The following is a 21214-nucleotide window of genomic DNA, read 5'->3' as shown; positions in this document are numbered from 1 at the left end:
CCGCCCTTAACCGAATATCCGGGCAACCGATTTTTCGAGCATAATCAGCTGCCACAATAGCCGCCCGTGGTCGCTGCGCCCGGCGATATGATCCTCTGCGATCTTGCCAATCGCGGCGCTGTCAAACCATTGCATTGACGCCAATATCTGGCTGTTTGCTATCCCCCGCGCGCTATCGGCCAAGGGACCACGCAGCCACTGGGCAACCGGCGTGACAAAGCCCATTTTTGGCCGGTAGAGGATATCCTTGGGCAGATAGCGCTCCATCGTCTGCTTCATCAGATATTTGCCCTGCCCCCGGCGCACACGCATATTTTCAGGCAGCTTTGCAGTGAATTCTATCAGCCGGTGGTCAAGCAAAGGCTCCCGCGCCTCTAATCCTACTGCCATGCTGGTCCGGTCCAGCTTGGTCAATATATCACCGGGCAGCCATAACTTCATATCGGCATATTGCGCACGGTCGAGCCCGGAGCGCGCAGGCGCGCCGCGCATCAACCGGTGCATATGCTCTTCGGCGCGATATCCCTGCAATATGCCCTTGGCGCGGCCAGAATAGAGTTGATGCCGGATGGCGGGGCCGGTCACGCCCACGGCTTCGGCATAGCCTTCCTCCCCCGAACGCGCGAGCGACAGCAAGGTCGTTTTGGCACGCAGCGGCCGGGGCGCCCAATCGGCCTTGGGATAGGCACGGCCTAGCGGCCCCAATAGGGCCGAGCGCAGCGCAGCCGGTATCATGCCGCGTGCTGTTTCCTCGCCGTGATGAAATACGTGACGGCGATAACCGGCCATCGCCTCATCCGCGCCATCCCCCGACAAGGCCACCTTCACCTGTTCCCGCGCGAGTTCGCAAACCCGGTAAGTTGGCAGCGCGCTGGCATCGGCAAACGGTTCATCAAAATGAAAGGCAAGCGTATCAATCAATTGAAAATCATCGCTGCCCACCTGCCGGCTGCGATGATCGGTGAGGAAGCGTTTGGCGACGGTGTCGGCATAGGCGCTTTCATCCAACTCCCCGACGTCAAAACCGATGGAGCAGGTTTTTACCGGTTGCCGGGATATTTCCGCCATCAGTGCAACGACGCTGCTGCTGTCCACCCCGCCCGATAGAAACGCCCCAAGCGGTACGTCGGCGACCATGCGCGATTCGACTGCTTGCTTCATCAGGCGCAGCAGCTCCTCCTCCAATTCCTCCTGCGACCCTTTGATCCGGTTGGAGAAATCAATGTCCCAATATTCCACTGGCTGCGGACGCGGGCGGCCTTGTTGGAGCAGCATGGTGTGTCCGGCAGGTAGCTTCTTTACCCCGCTGATCAAACAAGTGTGGTCGGGAACATAGCCGAAGCTTAAAAAATCATCGACTGCGCCCAAATCGGCTTCGCGGCGCAGCGCCGGATGCGCCATCAGCGCCTTTAACTCTGACCCGAAAATGATACTGCCATCGGCAAGGTCCGCATAATATAGCGGCTTCACGCCCAGCCGGTCGCGCGCCAGAAACAGCTGCTTTTGCGTTAGATCATAAATGGCAAAAGCAAAAAAACCGTGGAAATGCGTTACACAATCCGTCCCCCAATGCCGCCAACCATGCAAGATAACCTCGCTGTCGCTATCGGTTCGAAAAGCATATCCGGCCTGCTCCAATTGCCGCCGCAATTCTCGGAAATTATATATTTCGCCGTTGAAAACCAGAACCGCTTTGCCATCGGCGGAGTGCATCGGCTGCCCCCCGCCCGCCAGGTCGATGATCGACAGCCGCCTATGGCCGAACCCAACGCCCGCGGCGGTCCACACGCCCGAACCATCGGGACCGCGATGGGCAATCGCGTCGGTCATCCGGCGCACCCGTTCTGGATCCACCGGCTTTGCCGTTTCCACATGAAAAATGCCTGCAATTCCGCACATAGATAGCCGCTTAGCGCACCCCCATCATCTGGTCAGCAACTTTGTCAATATTTCCCATATCGTTGGCAAAGCCGTTAATCGCGGCAATTTGCGACGCTTTGCCCTTATAGGGCGCGGACAGCAATATGGCCGCAGCCTGTTGATCACCCCCCAACAGCTTTGCCTTCATCGTCGCCAGCTTGATCCGGCTCGCCGATCCGCTGGTCACGCCGCCGATGCGATAATAGCTGACTACGTCACGCAGCACCCCGCCTGCGCCCATAATTTTTTCCGCTTTGGCCCCTTGCGGTGCAGGGATATTTTCGACCCAGGACCAGCCACCATCGGGATCAATCGCGCCTTGACCATATCCGACAATTTCGCGTCCTTCGCTTTGCCGGTCATAGAGTGCGGCGAAAAAATCAACCTCTTGGCCTGCGCGATTGCGGTACCGAGCATATAATATCCGGCTCGCTCCATCAAAACGCGGGCTCCAATGCTGCCCGCTTTGATGGTCCACAATTTGCCAACCGGCAGGGCGCGGCAGATCAATCTGCTCTGGCAAAGGCGGCACCTGGGCCGAAATTATGACGGGCCAAGCAGCGGGGATAGCGATGATCAAGCCCAATCCGATCATCACCGCCTTCGCTGAAACCTGAAACCGGGCGGGCATTTGCAAGCGGGCGGGATCAAAAGCGGGCGCATCGGGGCTTTTATCGAAATAGCGCCATGCGCCGCCGATGATGACCGCGATCACAATGCCGAAAAATATCCAGCCGTAAAAAACATGGTCGAACCCGGCCGCCGATTCAATGCCGCGAAATTCGGCGATGTAGATAGTGGCAAAAGCGCGGATACCATTGGCGATTATCGGGACTATGAAACAGGCCGCCATGAAAATTGCCCGCCGGTTCCAGCTTGTGAAACAGAGATTAGATATCAACGCGCCGAGCGCCACCATCGCGATCAGGAATTTCACCCCTGAACAAGCCTCAGCCACGCGAAAAAGACCCGCTGGTGTCGAAATAAATATCCCTTCAATATGCGCAGGTATGCCAAATAAGCCAAGCAGAAACATGCACATATCGGCGGTTACCAATTGGAGCGCTGGCACAGCCTCTTCGCCGAAAGGCAAAAGGAAGAACATATAAAATAGGGGAAAGGACAAACCACGAGTCACATTGGGACCAAGCAGTGCCGCAGCCGTTCCCTGCAACATCATAATCAGACCCAATTGCCGCGCGAGTGCAACGCTCGCTGCATCGCCGAGCAGCCAACCAAATGAGCCCGCCGCGACATATAATAAAGGCAGCCACCAAGTGACAGGAACAAGCGCCGCCAGTTCAGTCTTGCGCATCACCACCAGCCAGCCGAGGATGGGCAGAATCAGCAGGCAATGGTTAAAGGTGGAACTCGTCCACCAAATTACCGCCATATCGGCTGCATCGCGCCAGAATAGCAGCAATATACCTACCCACATGCCCACCAGCATCAGTAGCGACCGGCGCCAAATCATGTCCGTGCCGCCGCTGGCTGGCCCCACCCAATCGTCGAGGCGAGAAGACATTGCTGTCATTCCGCCGCCTCGCGGAGCGGCTTAATTGACATCAACGCATCCAAAGGGGCCAGCTGACCATCCCAGCTATAATGTTGCTGCACATGCAAACGCGCGCTGATACCGAGCCTTTTTGCGGCCTCGGCATCACTTAACAAGGCGCAGATTTTTTCAATTTCTTCGCCGATATTGGCGGCGACGTGGAAATGAACGCCGTCAGTGGCTTCTATCCCTTCGGCCGCAGCAGCAGAGGCAACCACCGGTTTTGCCATGGCCATCGCTTCCAGCACTTTATTCTGAATCCCCCGGGCGATGCGCAGCGGCGCGGCCACCACATGAGCCGCCGTTAACCAACTACGCACATCGTCAACCGCCCCTGTCACAGTCACGCCGGGCAAATTTGCGAGCGCTTTAACTGCGTCGGTGGGGCTGCGGCCAACGATTATAAATTTGGCATCCGCGTGGCGTTGCAAAATGGCGGGCATCGCGCGGCGGGCAAAGTCATCCACTGCCTCTATATTCGGGCGGTAATCCATTTGCCCGGTGAACATAATAATCTTCCCACGCGGCACGCCCTTTGCTCTTGGTATGTCCGCCAGCGGGTCATAGCTGATCGTATCAATGCCATTGCCAATGGGCAGGACTATATCAGCGCTAAGCCCGCTACGCTGCCGGAAAAGCGCTGCCTCGGCTTCGCTGACGAACAAGCTGGCATCGGCGCGGGCAGCGACTTGATGTTCAAAAGCAGCGAGCAAACGGCCTTCGCGGCGATTGACCCAGCGCATAAACGCCCCGCCTTCGCTCGCATAGCGTTCAAATTTGGCGCTATCCACGTCGACGAAATCCATGATGATCCGCCCAGCAAAATCATCCGGAATATATTGTGCCATTTGGCCGGAGAAAACGAAAATGTGGCTGATTGGGCGGCTTGCCAGCACGCTGTTCACCCAATTGGCCATTGACGGTGATGCGAAGCTTTCCACCGAAATGGGTCTGCCGGAACGCAGCGCCTCTAGCCCCGCCTGCCACTGCGGCTTGACCCGTTTTTCCGCATGGACCGACGCAAAGTTCGGCTCCATTTCAGCGACAAAGCTCATATCGCGGTCGTCATCGGCGAAGCTACCAACATGCACGGGGCCCATTTGCGCGAGATGCTGCAAGATATGATAAGACCGGATTTTATCGCCCCGATCGGCAGGCCATGGGATGCGGTGGGCGAGAAATAATATCTCTGCCACTATCCCAATCCTTTGGCGATCCAAGGGCCTAAACGGTTGGCGATGGATAAGGGCAGCCGCTGCCAGAGCGCGATTTGCATCTTATATTTCGGGCTATTCGGGTTCACGTCGCGCGGTTCGCCGCCATCCGCCGTGCGCACTGCATAAGACAGCGGATCGGGTTCGAAACCCCAATTTTTCTTGAAATGATATGCTCCGCTGCCTGTTTTGCTGCGGCCAAAATCAAAACTATGGCAGCCTTTTTGCCGGGCATGGTTCATCAGCGCATAATACATAACGTCATTGGCGCGCAGACGCCGCGCATCCCATATTCCGCCGCCCCAATAAGGCATGACGATGCCATTATGATAGAGGCTCAACACGCTCGCCACCGGCCGGTCGCCATCAAGCACGGTCAATATATCGGCCTGATCGCCGAAGCCGTCCAGCACCGCGTCCATCAACGATTGCGGGAACACTGGCGTGCCGAGATTGCGGACGCTTTCGGCATAAATCGCATAATGGTGGCGGCGATCCTGCCTACCGTTGCCAGTGGTGATGCGCAAACCATTGGCCAGACCTTTGCGCACCTCAGCCCTTTGTTTCCTGGGTATCGCGAGCAGCTCCGCCTCATCATCGCTGGTCAGGGCGCGGGCGAAATTGGCATGGGCATCGCTTTTTTCGGTCCATGCGCCGCCGGGCATCGCCCCGCCGCGCAGCTCTACGGTTGGGCAGCTCCGACGCTCAGCAAATTGCCATGCTGCCTCGGCAAGTTGTTTCACGGCCACGGGATTACCGGATAATATGCCCCCGCCGACGGCGAAGCCGGATGATACCAGCGCCCGCCCAAATAACGGCGAGTGCATGATATGCAGAGGGAGTATGCCAGCAATCTCACCCCCCGCTTCAGCGATCAAGCAATGGGCCTCTTGCCCCGTAGCGCGTTCAATCGCGTTCAGCCATTTCGGCCGGTGAAACGGCGATCCGGCCGCCTGCGCCATGACCCAAGAATCAATGCGGGCGCATTCACCGGGGTCGCCCAGATTAAGCGCACGGATAGACGCCAAGCCCTGTGCTGAACGGAAATGTTGCGGCGCGTTCATGCGGCTGCCTTTTCCAATAGCCGTTGCTGCTCCCGCATCGCAATCGCATCGAGCCTTTCCCATTCAAATTCACGGGCGAGCCGCGCCAGCTTTCCCGCCATTTTGTCGAGTTTTGTATAATGCCGCAATTTCGATTTTACCGGTGCATTGGCAACGCGGGGTTGATCGGGGTCAATTTCCCATGGGTGGAAATAGATGATCGCGGGGCGGCCTTCCTCCAAATTCACCTGACGAATGGCCCAGCGCGAAAATTGATAAGGCAAAAGCCGAAAAAACCCGCCGCCACCAGCCGCCAGCCGTTTGGGCCCTAATTGCGCCGTAGTGACCGGAATCTCAAGGAAATCCGAACCTGCCACCGGATGAAAGGCGAAACGCGGCGCTTCGGCCCAGCCATAATGATCATGCTTCACCGGCGCCACGCTGGAGGAATAATAATAGCCTTTTTCAGCCAATATTTCATGTGCCCAAGGCGTGCGTTTATCGATTGAGAAGCTAGGCGCGCGGTATCCCGTAACAGCCGCGCCGCTTGTATCCTCAATAATCTTGCGCGCTTTATCAATATCGGCGGCAAATTGATCCGGGGTAAAATTAAAGACCCGGTCATGGGCATAGCCATGGCTGGCAATTTCATGCCCCGCCTCGACAATACGCCGCATCAATGCCGGATAACGCTCGGCCACCCAGCCAAGAGTAAAGAAGGTCGCCTTCACTCCGGCATCATCAAATAATGCCAGCACCCCGTCGGTATTCCGCTCAGCGCGGCACTCTAGGCTGTCCCAGTCGCTGCGTTTGATTACGGTTTCAAATGCACCTACTTGGAACCAGTCTTCGACATCTACGGAAAGCGCGTTTCGCACGGGCTAAACGTCCTTTCATTGCAATGTTACGCGGCGCGGTTTGCCTGACGCAGCTTGCTTTCTAGCGAAGTTTCACGGTCCATCCAATCAATCATCATGGACAGCACATGGCGCAGCGCATCTTCCTGCTCGCTCACTCGCTGTTCCAAGGTTGCCAAACGGGCAATCAGTTCGGGATTGGCTTCAAGCGCGGCTACTGCTGCAACATCTTCGTCCTCATTATCGGCGAGCCGAGTTTCAGCTTGCCCGTCAGGTTGAGCGGGCGCAGCGTTATCCAGCACCAACTCTTCTGCGGCTTCGGCAGTATAAGCAGGCAGCGGTTCGGTTTCTGTTTCCGGCTCAGGCGCTATTTGCGCTTCGGGCACTACCGGCGCAGCGGGGGCTTTTGCCGACGGCGGGGCCGTATATTCAAATGGTTTGCCAGCCATATCTGCGACCACCGCTTTCACCAGAGCGCCGTCAATATGATGCAATTGTTCGACCGCGCCCATTAACATCACCCGGCTCATCAACATATTCAACTTGCGCGGGACGCCGCCAGTTTCAGCATAGAGCGCGGTGAAAGCATCGCTGCCAAATTGGGGATTGCCATTCCATCCAGCACGGGTCAGGCGGTGGATGATATAGGGTTCAACCTCGTCAGCCTCCATCGCGTCGAGATGATGCGTGGCGATGATGCGTTGGCGCAGCTGTTCCAATGCGTCCGAATTTTGAACCAGATCCCGAAATTCAGGCTGTCCCAAAAGGAAAATTTGCAACAGCGCCTGCGACCCCAATTGGAAATTGGACAGCATACGCAGCTCTTCAACGGCATCGATGGACAAATTCTGCGCTTCGTCCACCACAAGCAAACAACGGCGGCCGGAACGCGCTTCACCATGCAAATAGCTTTCAATGGCTTTCAGCATCTCGGCCTTATCTTTGCCATGCGAAGAGATGCCAAAGCTTTCAGCGGCCATTTGCACCATATCTTTGCCATCCAAATGGCTGGTCACAATCGTCGCGGCGCTGAGGCGCGATTTATCGATGCTCTGCATCAAATGCGCCACCAGCGTCGATTTACCCGCGCCTACTTCGCCCGTAATGACAATGAAGCCTTCGCCTTGCGCAAGGCCATAGCCCAGATAGGACAATGCCTTGCGGTGCGTTCCGCTTTCAAAATAATATTGCGGATCAGGCGTCAGCTGAAATGGCCGTCCGTTCAGTCCGTAAAATTGGTCGTACATATTGTCTTTCTCCGATCCAAATTCATCTGCTCAGCATTAGAAGCTGTAGCGCAGCCCCAGCAAAGCAGAGGCGGTCAAATCGCTGTCAAAATCTTCCTGACGGAAACTATCGAGGCCAACCGCTGCGGTTGCCGACAGGCCGCGAACAATCTCGCGGTAATAAGCCGCGTTTGCGCCCAGCCCCAGAACATCAGGTGCCCCTGTAAATCCGGGGTCAAAATAGGTCGCATAAACGCTGGTATCAAAGCGTGAGCGCTCATCAATATTCCGACCCAAAGATGCGAGCGCGAAATAGTTCTCGTCAACCAATCCGGACAGTTCCGCACGGGCCCCGACGGCAGATGCCAGATAACGGCGGTTGCTGTAACCTGCCGCGACGCCGACATCCCATCCCGAAAGATTGGAAGCCAATGCCGCCGTCACGCCGCGATTGCGGAACGATGCGCTGTTGGCGCTTTGCAGGGCATCGTTGAAGCAGAAACCACCTGCCCCGCCGAATGCACAGCCGCCGATGTCGCCGGACAATGGGTTGCGCGCGACCCGGAAACTGGTCGGCAACGCCGCCAAGCTATCGTTCAACAAGCTGCCAAAGCCCGTGACCTGGTCATAAACCGCCACGTTCACCGCAAAGTTGTTATTCGGTTGATAAGTCAAATTGGCACCGAAAGTATCGCCGCCATAGCGTTGCCCATAATAAGCGCTAACCGAAGTCCGGCTGCTTGGACGCCAGGCAAGGCCCACGTCCCAGATCAGCCCGTCTTCCTGATACGCAACCAATCGCGGCGAAGCAGGGTCCGTCACAAAGCGGCCATTATCATCGACCACTGGATCACCCGCCGCATCCCGCAGCGCGTCACGTTCGCTAATCTCAATATCTTCATATCCGATACCGCCAATCACGGCGAGACCGGCGGCAACAGGCACGGTCACGTCGCCGCGTACATATTTGCCTTCATAGCGGTTATCCAGCTGTCCGGCATCCTCACGCTCATATGCGCCGCTGATCGCCCAACCGATCGGCAATTCACCGGGCTGCATCCCAACAGATGCAGTGGCTAGGTGGCTGACACTGTCGTCAAATGTGCTGAACGGTTCCTGGCCGGGCGGAAGGTCAACATCCTTGCTTTCAAATTTGGTATAGCCCGCACGGTAAGCAGCATTGACCGACAAACCGCCAACATTGGTCGCAAATGTGGGGCCGGCATAAACCGAATAGACTTGCGAGACGTTATCTGGATTGCCAACCAAATTGGTGGGCGATGCGCCGCGTCCGTCAATCCGGCTGCGGGTTGCAATGGCCCCTGCCTCTAGGCTCAAACCAGGCGCGACCAGCACCGAACCGCGCGCAAGGCCGGATACGAGATTTTGGTCATCCACTCCATTGTCATAAGCGATCAACCGTTCATAACGCACATTAACCTGCGCCTCGGCGCGGCGCGTTGATATGGATGCATCAACGCCGGCGGCAACCGTAGTATAGGTCAGCACATCATTGCTGCCGTCCCGGAAACTGGTCAGTGCAACCTGCTGCACCTCCAGATATGGGGTTACATCAACGCGCGGTCCTTTTCGCGCGCCGCTGCGGCGAGAGCTTTTTTCTTCTTCAGCAGCGGGCACCTCGTCGCTTCCTGCGCTGCCATAAACGGGGCCGCTGTCATCCAACGGCGACCATTCAGGTGCCAATTGCTGCGCCAAAGCAGCCTGCGGCAACATAAATGCCGCGCTACCCAAAAGGGTGATTAATATCTTCTTGCTGGAAGTCCGGTTGTGCATGATCATGCTCCATATCCATAATAATTGCCGAATTTTCGGCCTGTGGGAGAGAATTTTGCGCGGTTCAAAAGCAGCTGAACATGGTCGCAGCCGCTGAGCAGACTAAGCGCATCGCGCAGGGCACTGTCTGTGGTTTCATCCGCATTCACCACTACCAAACACTGACCAACATGAAGTGCAAGCACAGAGGCCGGCGATGCCGCCAATGCGGGGGGCGAATCGAAAATGATTATCCGGCTGGGATCATTACGGGTCAGATCATCGATGATCTCAGCTGTCCGTGATGCCGCCAGATACTCGGTATCCTGATTGGTTTGCGCCCCCGCAGGCAGAACCGACAGTCCTGCTATATCTGTTTCAATAACGAAGCTTTCGGCATTGCTGTTGGGATCGGCCAACGCGTCCATCAATCCCGGACTATGGTCAATTCCCAGCGTCGCCAATATGCTCGGCTTGGCAAAATCGGCATCAACGAGCAGGACGCGGTTGTCCTTTTCCGAGGCCATGGACAGCGCCAAATTGATCGAACAATAGGTTTTACCCTCATTTGGATGCGCCGAACAGACCAATATCCGTTCGCCATGTTCAACAGGCTCATATCCTTTTCCGCCGCGCGCCGCGAGCAGCAGCTGCCGTTTCACAATCCGAAATTCTTCCGACAATCCAGTCACTGGGCCAGTCGGGTCAATAAAATTGCCATCGGTCAACAATTGCCGGTCAATCTTGGCAAAACGGGTGCTTTGCTGCGGCCGGTTGGACCGGCTGGAATAAGCGGGCGGGGTTGCGGCCTGCACCGGGGTAGGCGCAGCAGCAAGCGGAGCGATCTCGGCAACGGGGCTGGCTTGGGGCGCCGGACCCGGCACTGGTCCGGGCACTGAACCGCCTGTTACCGAGCTATCCGGTGAGGCAGGTTCGGCGGCTGGCGGTGCCATCGGTGCGCCGCCGCGCAAGGCATCGCCAAAGCCGTATAATTCAGAGGCACGTTCGAGCAGCGAGCCGGATGATTTGATGGAGCTATGCTTGTTCATATCTTTGCCCTTCTCACGCCGTGATGCCGCGCTGAACAAATTCGGCGACCAGCAGCAGCGCAAAAACGCCAACCAGTGCGAACGAACCTGTGTAAAATAGTTTAAGCTTACGCCGCCGTTCTTCGCGGGCTTCGCTGCTCAACATTTGCGAAATTGATCCGATGACGGGCAAGCCGCTTGCCCGCTCCAGCTTTGCTGCCGTGGGGAAGCTTGTCTGCAAATGGCCCAATGCAAAAGCCGCGCCTGCACCTGCGCCAATCCCGGCAAACAGCACCATCGCCAGCAATAATGGCCGGTTGGGCGCGGCAGGGACGCTGGACAGGGTCGGCCGGTTGATCACCCGGAACTGAACCGCATCGGTTTGCGTTTCCACATCACCGCGCAGCGCCACATTGTTACGCTCCGCCACCAAATCATCATATTGTTTTTTCAGGACATCATAATCCCGGTTGATCCGTGTCATTTCGGCAGCAACGCCGGGTTCAGCGGTTTGCTGTGATGTCAGCTGCGAAATCTCGCCCTCCAACGCCGCTTTGCGCGAAGCCAGCGCCGTGGCGGACGCTTGACGTTCCGCCCGCAAGCTTTGCAAAGAAGAATAAGCTGGATTCGGCGTGCTAAACGATCCGCTACCGCCGCCTGTGCTTGGCGATGCTTTTGCTTGTGCCCGCAAGTTCGCAACCTGATTTTTTTGCGCAATTACGTCTGGGTGGTTATCGGTTAAGCCGCGTGCTCGCATCGCACCCAAATCGGCCAAAGCCTGCGACAGCGCCACTTGCGATGGACTGGCACTGGCGCCGCCGCCGCCAAAAGATGGCGTCGACAAGCTTTGCGGAGTTCCCGCAAGCTGGCTGTTTAACGCCGCCAAAGCGCTGCGTGCTTGCACCAGCTGCGAATCGATTTGTGTAATTTCTGCACGGGCCGAGGCCAGACGCTGCGACACCGAACCGATGCCGGGCAACAGACCAAGGTTTTTGGTTTCAAATTCCACCCGCTTGGCTTCGGCTTCCTGCAATGCAACCTGACGGTCCTGAATTTGTTTTTCGAGGAAACGCAGCGTTTGTCCGGTTTCTTTCCGGTCACCCGCAATGCTGTCTTCCTCTGCAACATCAATCAGTTTCTGCACCACATCGCGCGCCAGTTTAGGGCTCGATTGCTTTACCGTGATGGCAAAGAAATTATCCTGTTCAGATTTAACCTCAATCTTGGCCCGCAACCCTTCAACCTTGCCCGCCATTTCGCGGTCTGATACCACTGTTTGTCCCAGCTCTGTGCCGCGAATGACCTTTTCCAAATTGGTCGAGGAGGTCAGCGTTTGTTCCAACTGTTGGATATTCCGCGCCCGGTCATTGGCCGAAATGCCCACTTTATTTGACAGAAATTCCTGCGTCTGCACCTGAACCCGCGCTTCTGATTCATAGCTGTTGGGGATCATCGCCACGCCAAGCCAACCCAGCAGGCAAAAGCCCCAGGCAATAGCCAAAGCGAGCCAGCGCCTGTTCCAGACACTATGGATCGCAATCCGGATTTCATCATAAAGACCTGTCATATCAGCTTCTTATCTTTCCGTCGTTTATGTGGGTCATCGCTATCATCGCTCGCTCAAAAGGCGCTTTCGGGGATGATGATGACGTCGCCGGGTTGCAGTTGCACATTGGCCCGGCTGTCCCCGCGCTTCAGCAGGTCACCAAGACGCAGCGCATATTCCTGCTGCCGCCCTGTGGCGCGGTTAACACGGATCAGGCGGGCCCGGTTGCCCGATGCAAATTCGGATAGGCCTCCGACCGCGATGATCGCGTCAAGCACGGTAATATTGGCGCGATATGGGATGCTGGCCGGTTTTTCGGTCGCGCCCAATATCCGGATATTCTGGCTTCCGCCTTGGAAATCATTGACGATCACTGACACGATCGGTTCGTTGATAAATTGCGATAATTGCAGTTTAATATCCTGCGCAAGCATCGTCGATGTTTTGCCCGCTGCGGGCATATCGGTAATCAGCGGGGTGGTGATGCGGCCATCGGGACGCACTTGCACTTTTGCGCCAAGTTCAGGATTGCGCCAAACAAAAATCGTCAACGTATCGAGCGGCCCGATCAGATATTCCTCACTCCCGCGCTGAACCTGCGATGCCGTTACTGGTGCTTCGGGCAGGTTATTGCCGCCAAAGCCAGAGCAGCCCGACAGCGCAAGTGCAGCCGCGCTCACGCCCAGTATCGCTTTGGTTTTCAGAGCATTATTCATTTTTTCTTCCTTCATCAACGCGCCCCCAAATTGCCCCGCTCGCAGTCACGCAGCGCAGGCATTGGTCACAGATTACCCACTCATATGATGAAAAAAGGTGAACAACTTGTTAGTATTAACTGTATTTCGCCGCAAAAAATGACCGCGTCCCTCTATGAGACATTGGCGCAACTATTTGTTTACAGTTTTTTGGAGCGATTTTCGGACTGAAAATGCGGCCCTACTTCATCGAGATGCAACGGCCCTCTGTATTTTTTTCGCACCAGCATTAACCACTGCAAGGTCGCAAGCCCGTTTAGGGTTAGACAGTTAAAAAAAACCAATTCGTCGCTATTTGAAGCTATTCGTCATGAGCCGTCCTACACCGACAAAACTGGCCTCATGCGGCATTCGGCGCGGCTGCACCCGTTTTGAACCGGTGCCAGCTTGGATGTACAAATTCGCCCTGCTGCCATGCTTTACGCAAGAAATATAATCCGAGCGCAGTTGCGATAATCAGCGCAGGCAATGACGCCTCAGCGCCAAATGCGCCGCCGGTGAGCAGCGCCGGTCCGTCCGTTTTGCTGATTAAAAATCCGGGAATATCGGTGCCGGATACTTTGATACCAAATATACCGCCTTGGGTAACATTCCACGCCATATGCAAGCCGATCACCGCCCATAAACGGCGCGTAATCATGTAAACAGCGCCAAGCAATATGCCTGCTTCTATCGCGATCGCCAATCCGGCAAACAGGCTGGCATTGGGATTGCCGAGATGAACGAGGCCGAATAGCAACGCCGAAATGAATAGAGCGAATATGCTGCCCAGCCATTGTTCGGCAAAGCGAAATAAAATGCCGCGAAACAATATTTCCTCCATTATTCCCGATTGCATCGCCATGCCGAATAACGGAACCACCACCCATAGGCCGTTGCTGCCCGTCACCGAATAGCCGCCAAAAGCGGCGATCACTGCAATAATCGCGGTCATCGCGCCTGCGCCAATGGCAAGGCCCCATGCCCATTCGCGCAAGGCCCCCTCCGCCTCAAAATCTGTCAGCGGTTTTCGTTCCACAAAAAGGACGAATAGCAAATAAGCCATCGCGCTAACCAATGCGACGGCAACGCCCAGCCCGCTTTCAAAACCCTCTGTCTGCGCTGGCGATGGATTGAGCGCGAAAAAAACCGAAGCGGTTAGCCCGACCGACAACCAGATCGTCATAATTCCAAAAACCATCAAAAATGCAGGATGAGCAATGATATGGTTTAAGATGCGAATTACCGCCGGTTGCTCTGCCTCGTCCATTATCCCTCCTGTCTTTCTCGGCGCAGTAGCTCATTCTTTATATCCAAGCCATAGGCATAGCCGCCCGGCGATCCGTCGCTGCGGATGACCCGGTGGCACGGGATTAGCACCGCGACATTATTTGCACCATTGGCGCTGCCCGCCGCACGAACGGCTTTGGGGTTTCCAACCGCCGCAGCAATTTCGGCATAGCTGCGCGTCTCACCGGGTGGAATACGGCGCAGTTCCTGCCACACAGCCTCCTGAAATGCGGTGCCCGCAACGTCAATTGGTATATCGGGCATAGCGCGCGGATTTTCCGCGGCCGCAACGGCATCCTTTACCAAGCTATCCATCGCCGCCCCGCCTACTTCGATTGCCGCATTGGGGAAACGGCGGCGCAGTTCTTCTTCATCCTCGCCAAAGGACAATCTGCATATCCCCTTATCCGTCGCTGCGACAAGCATCGAGCCCAGCGACGTTTCTGCAACCGCGTATCTTATCACCACATCTTTCCCGCCATTTTTCCAAGCGCTTGGCGTCATGCCCAATCTCCCTTTTGCGTCGGCGTAAAATCGGCTGGGCGCCGAATAGCCAGCATCATATATAGCACCGGTCACGGTGGCACTGCTGTCCAATGCCTTTTGAGCACGTGAAGAGCGCAGCGCCCGAGCATAGGCAGCTGGTGTTACGCCTATATGCCGCTTAAATAACCGGTGAAAATGATGCGGCGCATAGCCAACCATTTGCGCCAGCGCGGTTAAGGTTGGGGGTTGATCCATCCCCAATAAGCCGGCTGCCCGCCTGACCGCGGCTTCGTCGCGCGCCACATCATCGGGCAGGCACCGTTTGCAAGGCCGCAGACCCGCCGCGCGCGCCGCCGCTCCATGAGCGAAGAAGCGCACATTGGCACGCGCTGGATGCCGCGCGGCGCAGCTTGGCCTGCAATAAATGCCGGTAGTGAGCACGCCAGTGACAAATTGCCCGTCAAACTGCCGGTCACGGCGCAGCACAGCATTCCAAGCGGTATCAGGATCAGTCTGCGTCATAAATCGCTTATAGCGAACCCAAAACTTGCTGCATCCCGAAACTTGCTTTCAAACATTAAAGCCGCATTATTGGGGTCAGCGTCTCACCAAAAAGCTATCTGGTCGTTATTGGATTGCGGGCTATCAATTTACGTTTAGCGCAAGAAACCAAACTTATATTGACCATACGGTTTCTATGCAGAATAACCGCCAAACAACCCATTGATCGGCGCATCACACATGTTTGAAGCCTTGCTGATTTTCATCTTGATCGGTTTTGCAGCGCAAGTTGTCGATGGCGCGCTCGGCATGGCATTTGGTGTTATTTCAACGACCTTGTTAATAAGCATGGGCGTACCGCCTGCCCTGGCATCCGCGAGCGTGCACGCGGTGGAATGCGTGACAACCGGCGTTTCCGGGGTCAGCCACGTATATCACCGCAACGTGGATTGGAAATTGTTCAGAAAGCTTGCGCTGCCCGGAATCGCAGGCGGCATCACTGGCGCATATGTCTTGTCGAATATCGACGCCGGAATAGCCAAACCTTTTGTTCTTACCTATTTAACCATAATAGGTGCGATTTTAATTTACCGCGCGTTGCGCTGGCCGCCGCAGGTTAGAGAACCCAAATATGTGGCACCATTGGGTCTGGCGGGCGGCTTCCTTGACGCTGCAGGCGGTGGTGGCTGGGGACCAGTGGTTACCTCTAACCTGCTGATTCAGGGGTCATCGCCGCGCCACACCATTGGCACAGTCAACAGTGTCGAATTTTTCCTGACCATGTCGATTTCCGTTACCTTCTTGCTCACCTTGGGGCTGGAGGCTTTTACACAGCCAGCGATTGGTCTGCTTATTGGCGGTGTTATCGCGGCTCCTTTTGGTGCGATTATCGCAAAGCGCATACCGACAAAGCCATTACTGCTCATGGTCGGAATTATTTTGACCGCAACAAGCATTTATGGGATTTACCGCGCGATCGCGTGATGAAAGAGGTTCAGGATGGTCGATATTGCCAATCCCTATCTTGCATCGCAGCACAACCGATGCTAGGCGCGCGGCGACCGAATGAACAGGGCGTCACTGCCCCGCAAATTCACTATCAATTCAAAGTCTGATTTAAGGACATTCACACGTGGGAAATTCCGGCGCTATTTCAGCAAGCTTAGGTGGGCGTTACGCAGCCGCTTTGTTTGCTTTGGCAAATGAGAATAAAAAAGTGGCGAGCGTCGAATCCGACCTGTCCAAATTGCGCTCTGCACTTGCCGAATCGGCTGAGCTGAAAGCATTGACCACGAACCCTGTTTTGTCCCGCAAAGATGCCCAAACGGCAATCGCCGCAGTTGCAAAGTCGATGAAGCTGGATGCACTTACTGCAAATACTTTGGGTGTGTTGGCGCAAAATCGCCGCCTGGATCAGCTCAAGGCTGTGGCAGATGCTTTTACAATGCTGGCAGCGCAGGATCGCGGCGAAGTAACCGCTGAGGTGACTACTGCCCGTCCGCTCACCGCAGCGCAGGGCAAAAAACTCGCCGAGCAATTGAAATTACGTGTTGGCAGCGACGTTGCCATCAACGCAAAAGTCGATCCCGCCATATTGGGCGGCATGACTGTCCAAATCGGCAGTCAGTTGATCGATAATAGTATTAAAACCCGTCTCAACTCCCTCGCGACCGCGATGAAAGGCTAAACATGGATATCCGTGCCGCAGAAATTTCCAAGGTTATCAAAGACCAGATCGCCAATTTTGGCACCGAAGCAAAGGTTTCCGAAACCGGCTCGGTTCTCTCCGTAGGGGACGGTATCGCCCGTATCCACGGCCTCGACAATGTTCAGGCAGGGGAAATGATCGAATTTTCCAACGGGATTCAGGGCATGGCGCTGAACCTGGAAGCGGACAATGTCGGCGCCGTTATTTTCGGCAGCGACAGTGAAATCCGCGAAGGGGACACTGTGAAGCGGACCGGGACCATCGTTGACGTTCCTGTCGGCAAGGAATTGCTGGGCCGCGTAGTCGATGGCCTCGGTAATCCGATTGACGGCAAAGGCCCCCTGAAAACAACCCAGCGCGGCCGCGTTGAGGTAAAAGCGCCCGGCATCATCCCGCGCCAAGGCGTGAGCGAGCCGATGCAAACCGGCCTCAAGGCGCTAGACGCTCTGGTTCCTGTTGGCCGTGGTCAGCGCGAATTGATCATTGGTGACCGCCAAACCGGTAAGACCGCCGTTGCTATCGATGCCTTCATCAACCAAAAGAACGTCAACGCAGGCGATGACGAGAGCAAGAAGATGTATTGCATCTATGTTGCTATTGGCCAAAAACGCTCGACCGTGGCGCAGATTGTCCGCGCGCTGGAAGAAAAAGGCGCGATGGAATATTCCATCGTTGTCGCCGCAACGGCGTCTGAACCAGCACCGCTGCAATATCTGGCTCCTTATACCGGCGTAACCATGGGCGAATATTTCCGCGACAATGGAATGCACGCCTGTATCGTATACGACGATTTGTCGAAGCAGGCTGTGGCCTATCGTCAAATGTCGTTGCTGCTGCGCCGTCCTCCGGGCCGTGAAGCTTATCCCGGCGACGTTTTCTATCTGCACAGCCGTTTGCTAGAACGCGCCGCAAAGATGAGCGATGCAAATGGCGGCGGATCGCTGACCGCATTGCCGATCATTGAAACGCAAGCGGGCGACGTTTCGGCCTATATTCCAACCAACGTGATCTCGATCACCGATGGTCAGATTTTCTTGGAGACCGATCTGTTCTTCCAAGGTATCCGCCCGGCGATTAACGTCGGTCTGTCGGTGTCGCGCGTTGGTTCGGCGGCACAGACAAAAGCGATGAAGAAAGTATCCGGCTCGATTAAGCTGGAACTGGCGCAATATCGCGAAATGGCGGCTTTTGCACAGTTTGGTTCGGACCTAGATGCGTCAACGCAGAAGCTGCTCAATCGCGGCGCGCGTTTGACCGAGCTGTTGAAGCAAAAGCAATATTCGCCCATGCCGTTCGAAGAGCAAACCGCATCTATCTTTGCTGGGACCAGCGGATATTTGGACTCAATCCCTGTGACCGATGTTGTTCGCTATGAAGAGGCAATGCTCGCCGACTTGCGTGCCAACCATGCCGACATTTTGAAAACAATCCGCGACACAGGAAAGTTTGAAGACGATGTTCGGGATAAGCTGGCTGCGGCTTTGGACGCTTTCGGCAAAACATTCGCGTAAAATCACCCTGTCTTATCGGACGGGATAAAGGAAAGCAGAGATGGCCAGTTTAAAGGCACTCAAAATCCGGATCAACTCGGTCAAGTCGACCCAGAAGATCACCAAGGCGAAGAAAATGGTCGCTGCGGCAAAGCTACGCCGGGCGCAGGAAGCTGCGGAAGCTGCGCGCCCCTATGCGGAGCGTTTGGCCGGAGTGATGGGCTCAATCGCTAGCAAAGTGTCAGGCGACAGCGCGCCTAAGCTATTGTCTGGAACCGGCAGTGATCAGCGGCATTTAATCGTTGTCATCAACACCGACAAAGGCCTGTGCGGCGGTTTGAACTCCAACATCGTCAAAGAGGTAAAGTCACAGGCAAAGGCGCTTTTGGCTGCTGGAAAGCAAGTGCAATTTTACCTTGTCGGTAAAAAAGGTCTGGCGCCAATCAAACGCGACTATGGTCAGCAGATTGAAAAGCATTTCGATACGTCGGCTGTTCGCAATTTGGGTTTCGAACAGGCCGAGGCAATCACCGACGATTTGCTTGCTATGTTCGACGGCGGCAAATTTGATGTCATTCACCTCGTTTATCCGGTGTTCAAATCTGCGCTAGCACAGGATCCGACCATGGTTCAGTTGATCCCTGTTCCCTCTCCGCAGGTCGAAGCCAGCAGCGTAGCCGGTGCGTCTGTTGAATATGAACCTAGCGAGGAAGAAATTCTGGAAGACTTGGCTCCGCGTTATGTGAAGACCCAGATTTTCGGATCGCTGCTCGAACGCGAAGCATCCGAACAAGGCGCGTCGATGACCGCCATGGACAATGCAACGCGCAATGCAGGCGACATGATCAACAAGCTGACAATCGAATATAACCGCCAACGTCAGGCGGCAATTACAACAGAACTCGTAGAAATTATCTCTGGCGCAGAAGCGCTCTAAGCTAAAAAGGCAAGGAAGACAGATATGGCAACCGCCCCGAAAAAACCCGCAGCCGCGAAAAAGCCAGCTGCCAAAAAAACCCCCGCAACGACCGCATCCGCCGGCGCCGGCCGCATCAGCCAGGTGATTGGCGCGGTTGTTGACGTGCAATTTGAAGGCGGCCTGCCCGCTATTTTGGAAGCGCTGGAAACCCAAAATGGCGACAACCGCCTCGTTTTGGAAGTGGCACAGCATCTGGGCGAAAACACCGTGCGCACCATTGCGATGGACTCAACCGAAGGCCTGACCCGCGGTCAAGCCGTGACGGCAACCGGCGCGCAGATTTCTGTGCCCGTTGGTCCTGAAACATTGGGCCGTATTATGAATGTGGTGGGTGAGCCTATCGACGAACGCGGCCCTGTGAATGCCAAGCTAAAAGCGCCTATTCACGCCGAAGCGCCTGCTTTTGTTGACCAGTCTACCGAAACCGAAATTCTGGTTACCGGTATTAAGGTCGTTGACCTGCTCGCGCCTTATGCAAAGGGCGGTAAGATTGGTCTTTTTGGCGGTGCGGGCGTTGGTAAGACCGTGCTTATTCAGGAATTGATCAACAATATCGCAAAAGGCCACGGCGGTACCTCGGTATTCGCTGGCGTGGGTGAGCGGACCCGCGAAGGTAACGACCTTTATCACGAATTCCTAGACGCAGGCGTTATTGCCAAGGATGCAGACGGCAATGCAACCTCGGAAGGTTCGAAAGTGGCGCTGGTTTTTGGCCAAATGAACGAACCTCCCGGTGCGCGTGCCCGCGTTGCTCTATCGGGTCTGACTATCGCAGAATATTTCCGTGACCAAGAAGGGCAAGACGTTCTGTTCTTCGTCGACAATATCTTCCGCTTCACGCAGGCCGGTTCCGAAGTGTCCGCTTTGCTCGGCCGTATTCCGTCGGCTGTGGGTTATCAGCCAACACTCGCCACCGACATGGGCGCGTTGCAGGAACGCATTACATCTACCAACAAAGGATCGATCACCTCGGTTCAGGCGATTTACGTGCCTGCCGATGACTTGACCGACCCTGCCCCTGCAACCTCTTTTGCTCACTTGGACGCGACAACCGTTTTGAATCGTGCGATTTCCGAACTGGGCATTTATCCTGCTGTGGATCCGCTCGATTCGACGAGCCGCGTGTTGACTGCTGATGTTGTGGGCGCGGACCATTATGACACCGCCCGCCGCGTTCAGGAAACATTGCAGAAATATAAGTCGTTGCAAGATATCATCGCTATTCTGGGCATGGATGAATTGTCCGAAGAAGATAAGCTGACCGTGGCCCGCGCCCGTAAAATTCAGCGTTTCTTGTCACAGCCTTTCCATGTCGCCGAAGTGTTCACCGGTATCCCCGGCAAATTCGTGCAGCTCGAAGACACGGTTGCTTCATTCAAGGCGGTTGTGGACGGCGAGTATGACCATCTGCCCGAAGCGGCTTTCTACATGGTTGGCGGCATTGAAGAAGCCGTTGCCAAAGCCGCAAAACTGGCTGCTGAGGCGGCTTAATCCCTTAACCCTCCCCTCCTGAATTCAGGAGGGGAAAGGATATTTGTCATGGCATTGAAATTTGAACTGGTAACCCCCGAACGGCTCGTGCGCAGCGAAGACGTGCATATGGTTGTCGTCCCCGGCAGCGAAGGCGACTTTGGCGTTCTGGAAGGCCATAGCCCCATGATGAGCACGATCCGTAGCGACGCCGCCGTCGAAATCTATGCCAGCGAAGGCGCGGCTCCGGAACGCATTGCTATCGCCGGTGGTTTTGCCGAGGTCAACGACAAGGGCCTGACTATTTTGGCTGAAAGCGTCGGATAAGCGATAATCGCTCGGTAGCGGGTAAGCGATTCCAGCCGAGGCCGCGCTTCACGTGTTTCAAATGCTT

Annotated in this window: 18 protein-coding genes; 6 read left to right on the top strand and 12 right to left on the bottom strand. The window is 55.7% G+C overall.

Going from position 1 to position 21214, the window contains the following annotated elements; translation table 11 throughout:
• Positions 1–6: 6 nt before the first annotated feature.
• The 12 genes from ACFOWX_RS04540 to ada form a co-directional block, all read right to left on the bottom strand.
• Entirely contained in the window at positions 7–1899 is a 1893-nt protein-coding gene (locus ACFOWX_RS04540; protein ID WP_381421756.1) for an XrtA/PEP-CTERM system amidotransferase, read from the bottom strand.
• A gap of 10 nt (positions 1900–1909) precedes the next feature.
• Entirely contained in the window at positions 1910–3454 is a 1545-nt protein-coding gene (gene xrtA / locus ACFOWX_RS04535; protein ID WP_381421754.1) for an exosortase A, read from the bottom strand.
• The gene (locus ACFOWX_RS04530) at positions 3451–4674 is read right to left on the bottom strand and encodes a TIGR03087 family PEP-CTERM/XrtA system glycosyltransferase (RefSeq protein WP_381424908.1); all 1224 of its coding nucleotides are present in this window, start codon (positions 4672–4674) and stop codon (positions 3451–3453) included. The genes xrtA and ACFOWX_RS04530 overlap by 4 nt, the downstream gene beginning before the upstream one ends.
• Positions 4671–5753: a FemAB family XrtA/PEP-CTERM system-associated protein gene (locus tag ACFOWX_RS04525; RefSeq protein WP_381421752.1), complete on the bottom strand. Its 1083-nt coding sequence runs from the start codon at positions 5751–5753 to the stop codon at positions 4671–4673. Before ACFOWX_RS04525 ends, ACFOWX_RS04530 begins: the two co-directional genes overlap by 4 nt.
• Entirely contained in the window at positions 5750–6610 is an 861-nt protein-coding gene (locus ACFOWX_RS04520) for an XrtA system polysaccharide deacetylase (protein WP_381421750.1), read from the bottom strand. The genes ACFOWX_RS04525 and ACFOWX_RS04520 overlap by 4 nt, the downstream gene beginning before the upstream one ends.
• Positions 6611–6636: 26 nt before the next feature.
• Positions 6637–7836, bottom strand: coding sequence for an XrtA/PEP-CTERM system-associated ATPase (locus ACFOWX_RS04515; protein WP_381421748.1), 1200 nt, complete (start codon positions 7834–7836; stop codon positions 6637–6639).
• Between the two features lie 36 nt (positions 7837–7872).
• A complete protein-coding gene (locus ACFOWX_RS04510; protein WP_381421746.1) occupies positions 7873–9609 on the bottom strand; it encodes a hypothetical protein in 1737 nt (578 codons plus the stop codon).
• 2 nt (positions 9610–9611) lie between these two features.
• The gene (locus ACFOWX_RS04505; RefSeq protein ID WP_381421744.1) at positions 9612–10637 is read right to left on the bottom strand and encodes an AAA family ATPase; all 1026 of its coding nucleotides are present in this window, start codon (positions 10635–10637) and stop codon (positions 9612–9614) included.
• Positions 10638–10650: 13 nt separating this feature from the next.
• Positions 10651–12183, bottom strand: a complete 1533-nt coding sequence (locus tag ACFOWX_RS04500) for an XrtA system polysaccharide chain length determinant (RefSeq protein WP_381421742.1) — start codon at positions 12181–12183, stop codon at positions 10651–10653.
• Positions 12184–12236: 53 nt separating this feature from the next.
• Positions 12237–12878, bottom strand: a complete 642-nt coding sequence (locus ACFOWX_RS04495; RefSeq protein ID WP_381421741.1) for an XrtA/PEP-CTERM system exopolysaccharide export protein — start codon at positions 12876–12878, stop codon at positions 12237–12239.
• Between the two features lie 379 nt (positions 12879–13257).
• Positions 13258–14166 carry a CPBP family intramembrane glutamic endopeptidase gene (locus ACFOWX_RS04490; RefSeq protein WP_381421739.1) on the bottom strand — a complete coding sequence of 303 codons (909 nt, stop codon included), beginning with the start codon at positions 14164–14166 and terminating at the stop codon, positions 13258–13260.
• On the bottom strand, positions 14166–15194 hold the full coding sequence (gene ada / locus ACFOWX_RS04485) for a bifunctional DNA-binding transcriptional regulator/O6-methylguanine-DNA methyltransferase Ada (protein ID WP_381421737.1): 1029 nt from the start codon (positions 15192–15194) through the stop codon (positions 14166–14168). The genes ACFOWX_RS04490 and ada overlap by 1 nt, the downstream gene beginning before the upstream one ends.
• A gap of 219 nt (positions 15195–15413) precedes the next feature.
• On the opposite strand from ada, the gene ACFOWX_RS04480 reads away from it, so the two are divergent.
• The 6 genes from ACFOWX_RS04480 (at position 15414) to ACFOWX_RS04455 (ending at position 21147) form a co-directional block, all read left to right on the top strand.
• A complete protein-coding gene (locus ACFOWX_RS04480) occupies positions 15414–16157 on the top strand; it encodes a sulfite exporter TauE/SafE family protein (RefSeq protein WP_381421735.1) in 744 nt (247 codons plus the stop codon).
• A 148-nt stretch (positions 16158–16305) separates the two neighbouring features.
• The gene (locus tag ACFOWX_RS04475) at positions 16306–16860 is read left to right on the top strand and encodes a F0F1 ATP synthase subunit delta (protein ID WP_381421734.1); all 555 of its coding nucleotides are present in this window, start codon (positions 16306–16308) and stop codon (positions 16858–16860) included.
• Positions 16861–16862: 2 nt separating this feature from the next.
• The gene (gene atpA / locus ACFOWX_RS04470; protein ID WP_381421732.1) at positions 16863–18392 is read left to right on the top strand and encodes a F0F1 ATP synthase subunit alpha; all 1530 of its coding nucleotides are present in this window, start codon (positions 16863–16865) and stop codon (positions 18390–18392) included.
• Between the two features lie 40 nt (positions 18393–18432).
• Complete coding sequence (locus ACFOWX_RS04465) at positions 18433–19308, top strand: F0F1 ATP synthase subunit gamma (RefSeq protein WP_381421730.1); 876 nt, start codon at positions 18433–18435, stop codon at positions 19306–19308.
• Between the two features lie 24 nt (positions 19309–19332).
• The gene (atpD, locus tag ACFOWX_RS04460; RefSeq protein WP_381421728.1) at positions 19333–20841 is read left to right on the top strand and encodes a F0F1 ATP synthase subunit beta; all 1509 of its coding nucleotides are present in this window, start codon (positions 19333–19335) and stop codon (positions 20839–20841) included.
• A 48-nt stretch (positions 20842–20889) separates the two neighbouring features.
• On the top strand, positions 20890–21147 hold the full coding sequence (locus ACFOWX_RS04455) for an ATP synthase F1 subunit epsilon (RefSeq protein ID WP_381421726.1): 258 nt from the start codon (positions 20890–20892) through the stop codon (positions 21145–21147).
• Positions 21148–21214: the final 67 nt, after the last annotated feature.

Source organism: Sphingorhabdus arenilitoris (genome assembly GCF_042651485.1).
GTDB lineage: Bacteria > Pseudomonadota > Alphaproteobacteria > Sphingomonadales > Sphingomonadaceae > Sphingorhabdus_B > Sphingorhabdus_B arenilitoris.
This window is presented reverse-complemented; position numbering and strand designations above follow the sequence as displayed.

Coding starts and splice junctions, on each gene's coding strand:
- ACFOWX_RS04540 (WP_381421756.1), bottom strand. CDS start 1,899: ATGTGCGGAATTGCAGGCATTTTTCATGTGGAAACGGCAAAGCCGGTG.
- xrtA (WP_381421754.1), bottom strand. CDS start 3,454: ATGACAGCAATGTCTTCTCGCCTCGACGATTGGGTGGGGCCAGCCAGC.
- ACFOWX_RS04525 (WP_381421752.1), bottom strand. CDS start 5,753: ATGAACGCGCCGCAACATTTCCGTTCAGCACAGGGCTTGGCGTCTATC.
- ACFOWX_RS04515 (WP_381421748.1), bottom strand. CDS start 7,836: ATGTACGACCAATTTTACGGACTGAACGGACGGCCATTTCAGCTGACG.
- ACFOWX_RS04510 (WP_381421746.1), bottom strand. CDS start 9,609: ATGCACAACCGGACTTCCAGCAAGAAGATATTAATCACCCTTTTGGGT.
- ACFOWX_RS04505 (WP_381421744.1), bottom strand. CDS start 10,637: ATGAACAAGCATAGCTCCATCAAATCATCCGGCTCGCTGCTCGAACGT.
- ACFOWX_RS04500 (WP_381421742.1), bottom strand. CDS start 12,183: ATGACAGGTCTTTATGATGAAATCCGGATTGCGATCCATAGTGTCTGG.
- ACFOWX_RS04495 (WP_381421741.1), bottom strand. CDS start 12,878: ATGAATAATGCTCTGAAAACCAAAGCGATACTGGGCGTGAGCGCGGCT.
- ACFOWX_RS04490 (WP_381421739.1), bottom strand. CDS start 14,166: ATGGACGAGGCAGAGCAACCGGCGGTAATTCGCATCTTAAACCATATC.
- ada (WP_381421737.1), bottom strand. CDS start 15,194: ATGACGCAGACTGATCCTGATACCGCTTGGAATGCTGTGCTGCGCCGT.
- ACFOWX_RS04480 (WP_381421735.1), top strand. CDS start 15,414: ATGTTTGAAGCCTTGCTGATTTTCATCTTGATCGGTTTTGCAGCGCAA.
- atpA (WP_381421732.1), top strand. CDS start 16,863: ATGGATATCCGTGCCGCAGAAATTTCCAAGGTTATCAAAGACCAGATC.
- ACFOWX_RS04465 (WP_381421730.1), top strand. CDS start 18,433: ATGGCCAGTTTAAAGGCACTCAAAATCCGGATCAACTCGGTCAAGTCG.
- atpD (WP_381421728.1), top strand. CDS start 19,333: ATGGCAACCGCCCCGAAAAAACCCGCAGCCGCGAAAAAGCCAGCTGCC.
- ACFOWX_RS04455 (WP_381421726.1), top strand. CDS start 20,890: ATGGCATTGAAATTTGAACTGGTAACCCCCGAACGGCTCGTGCGCAGC.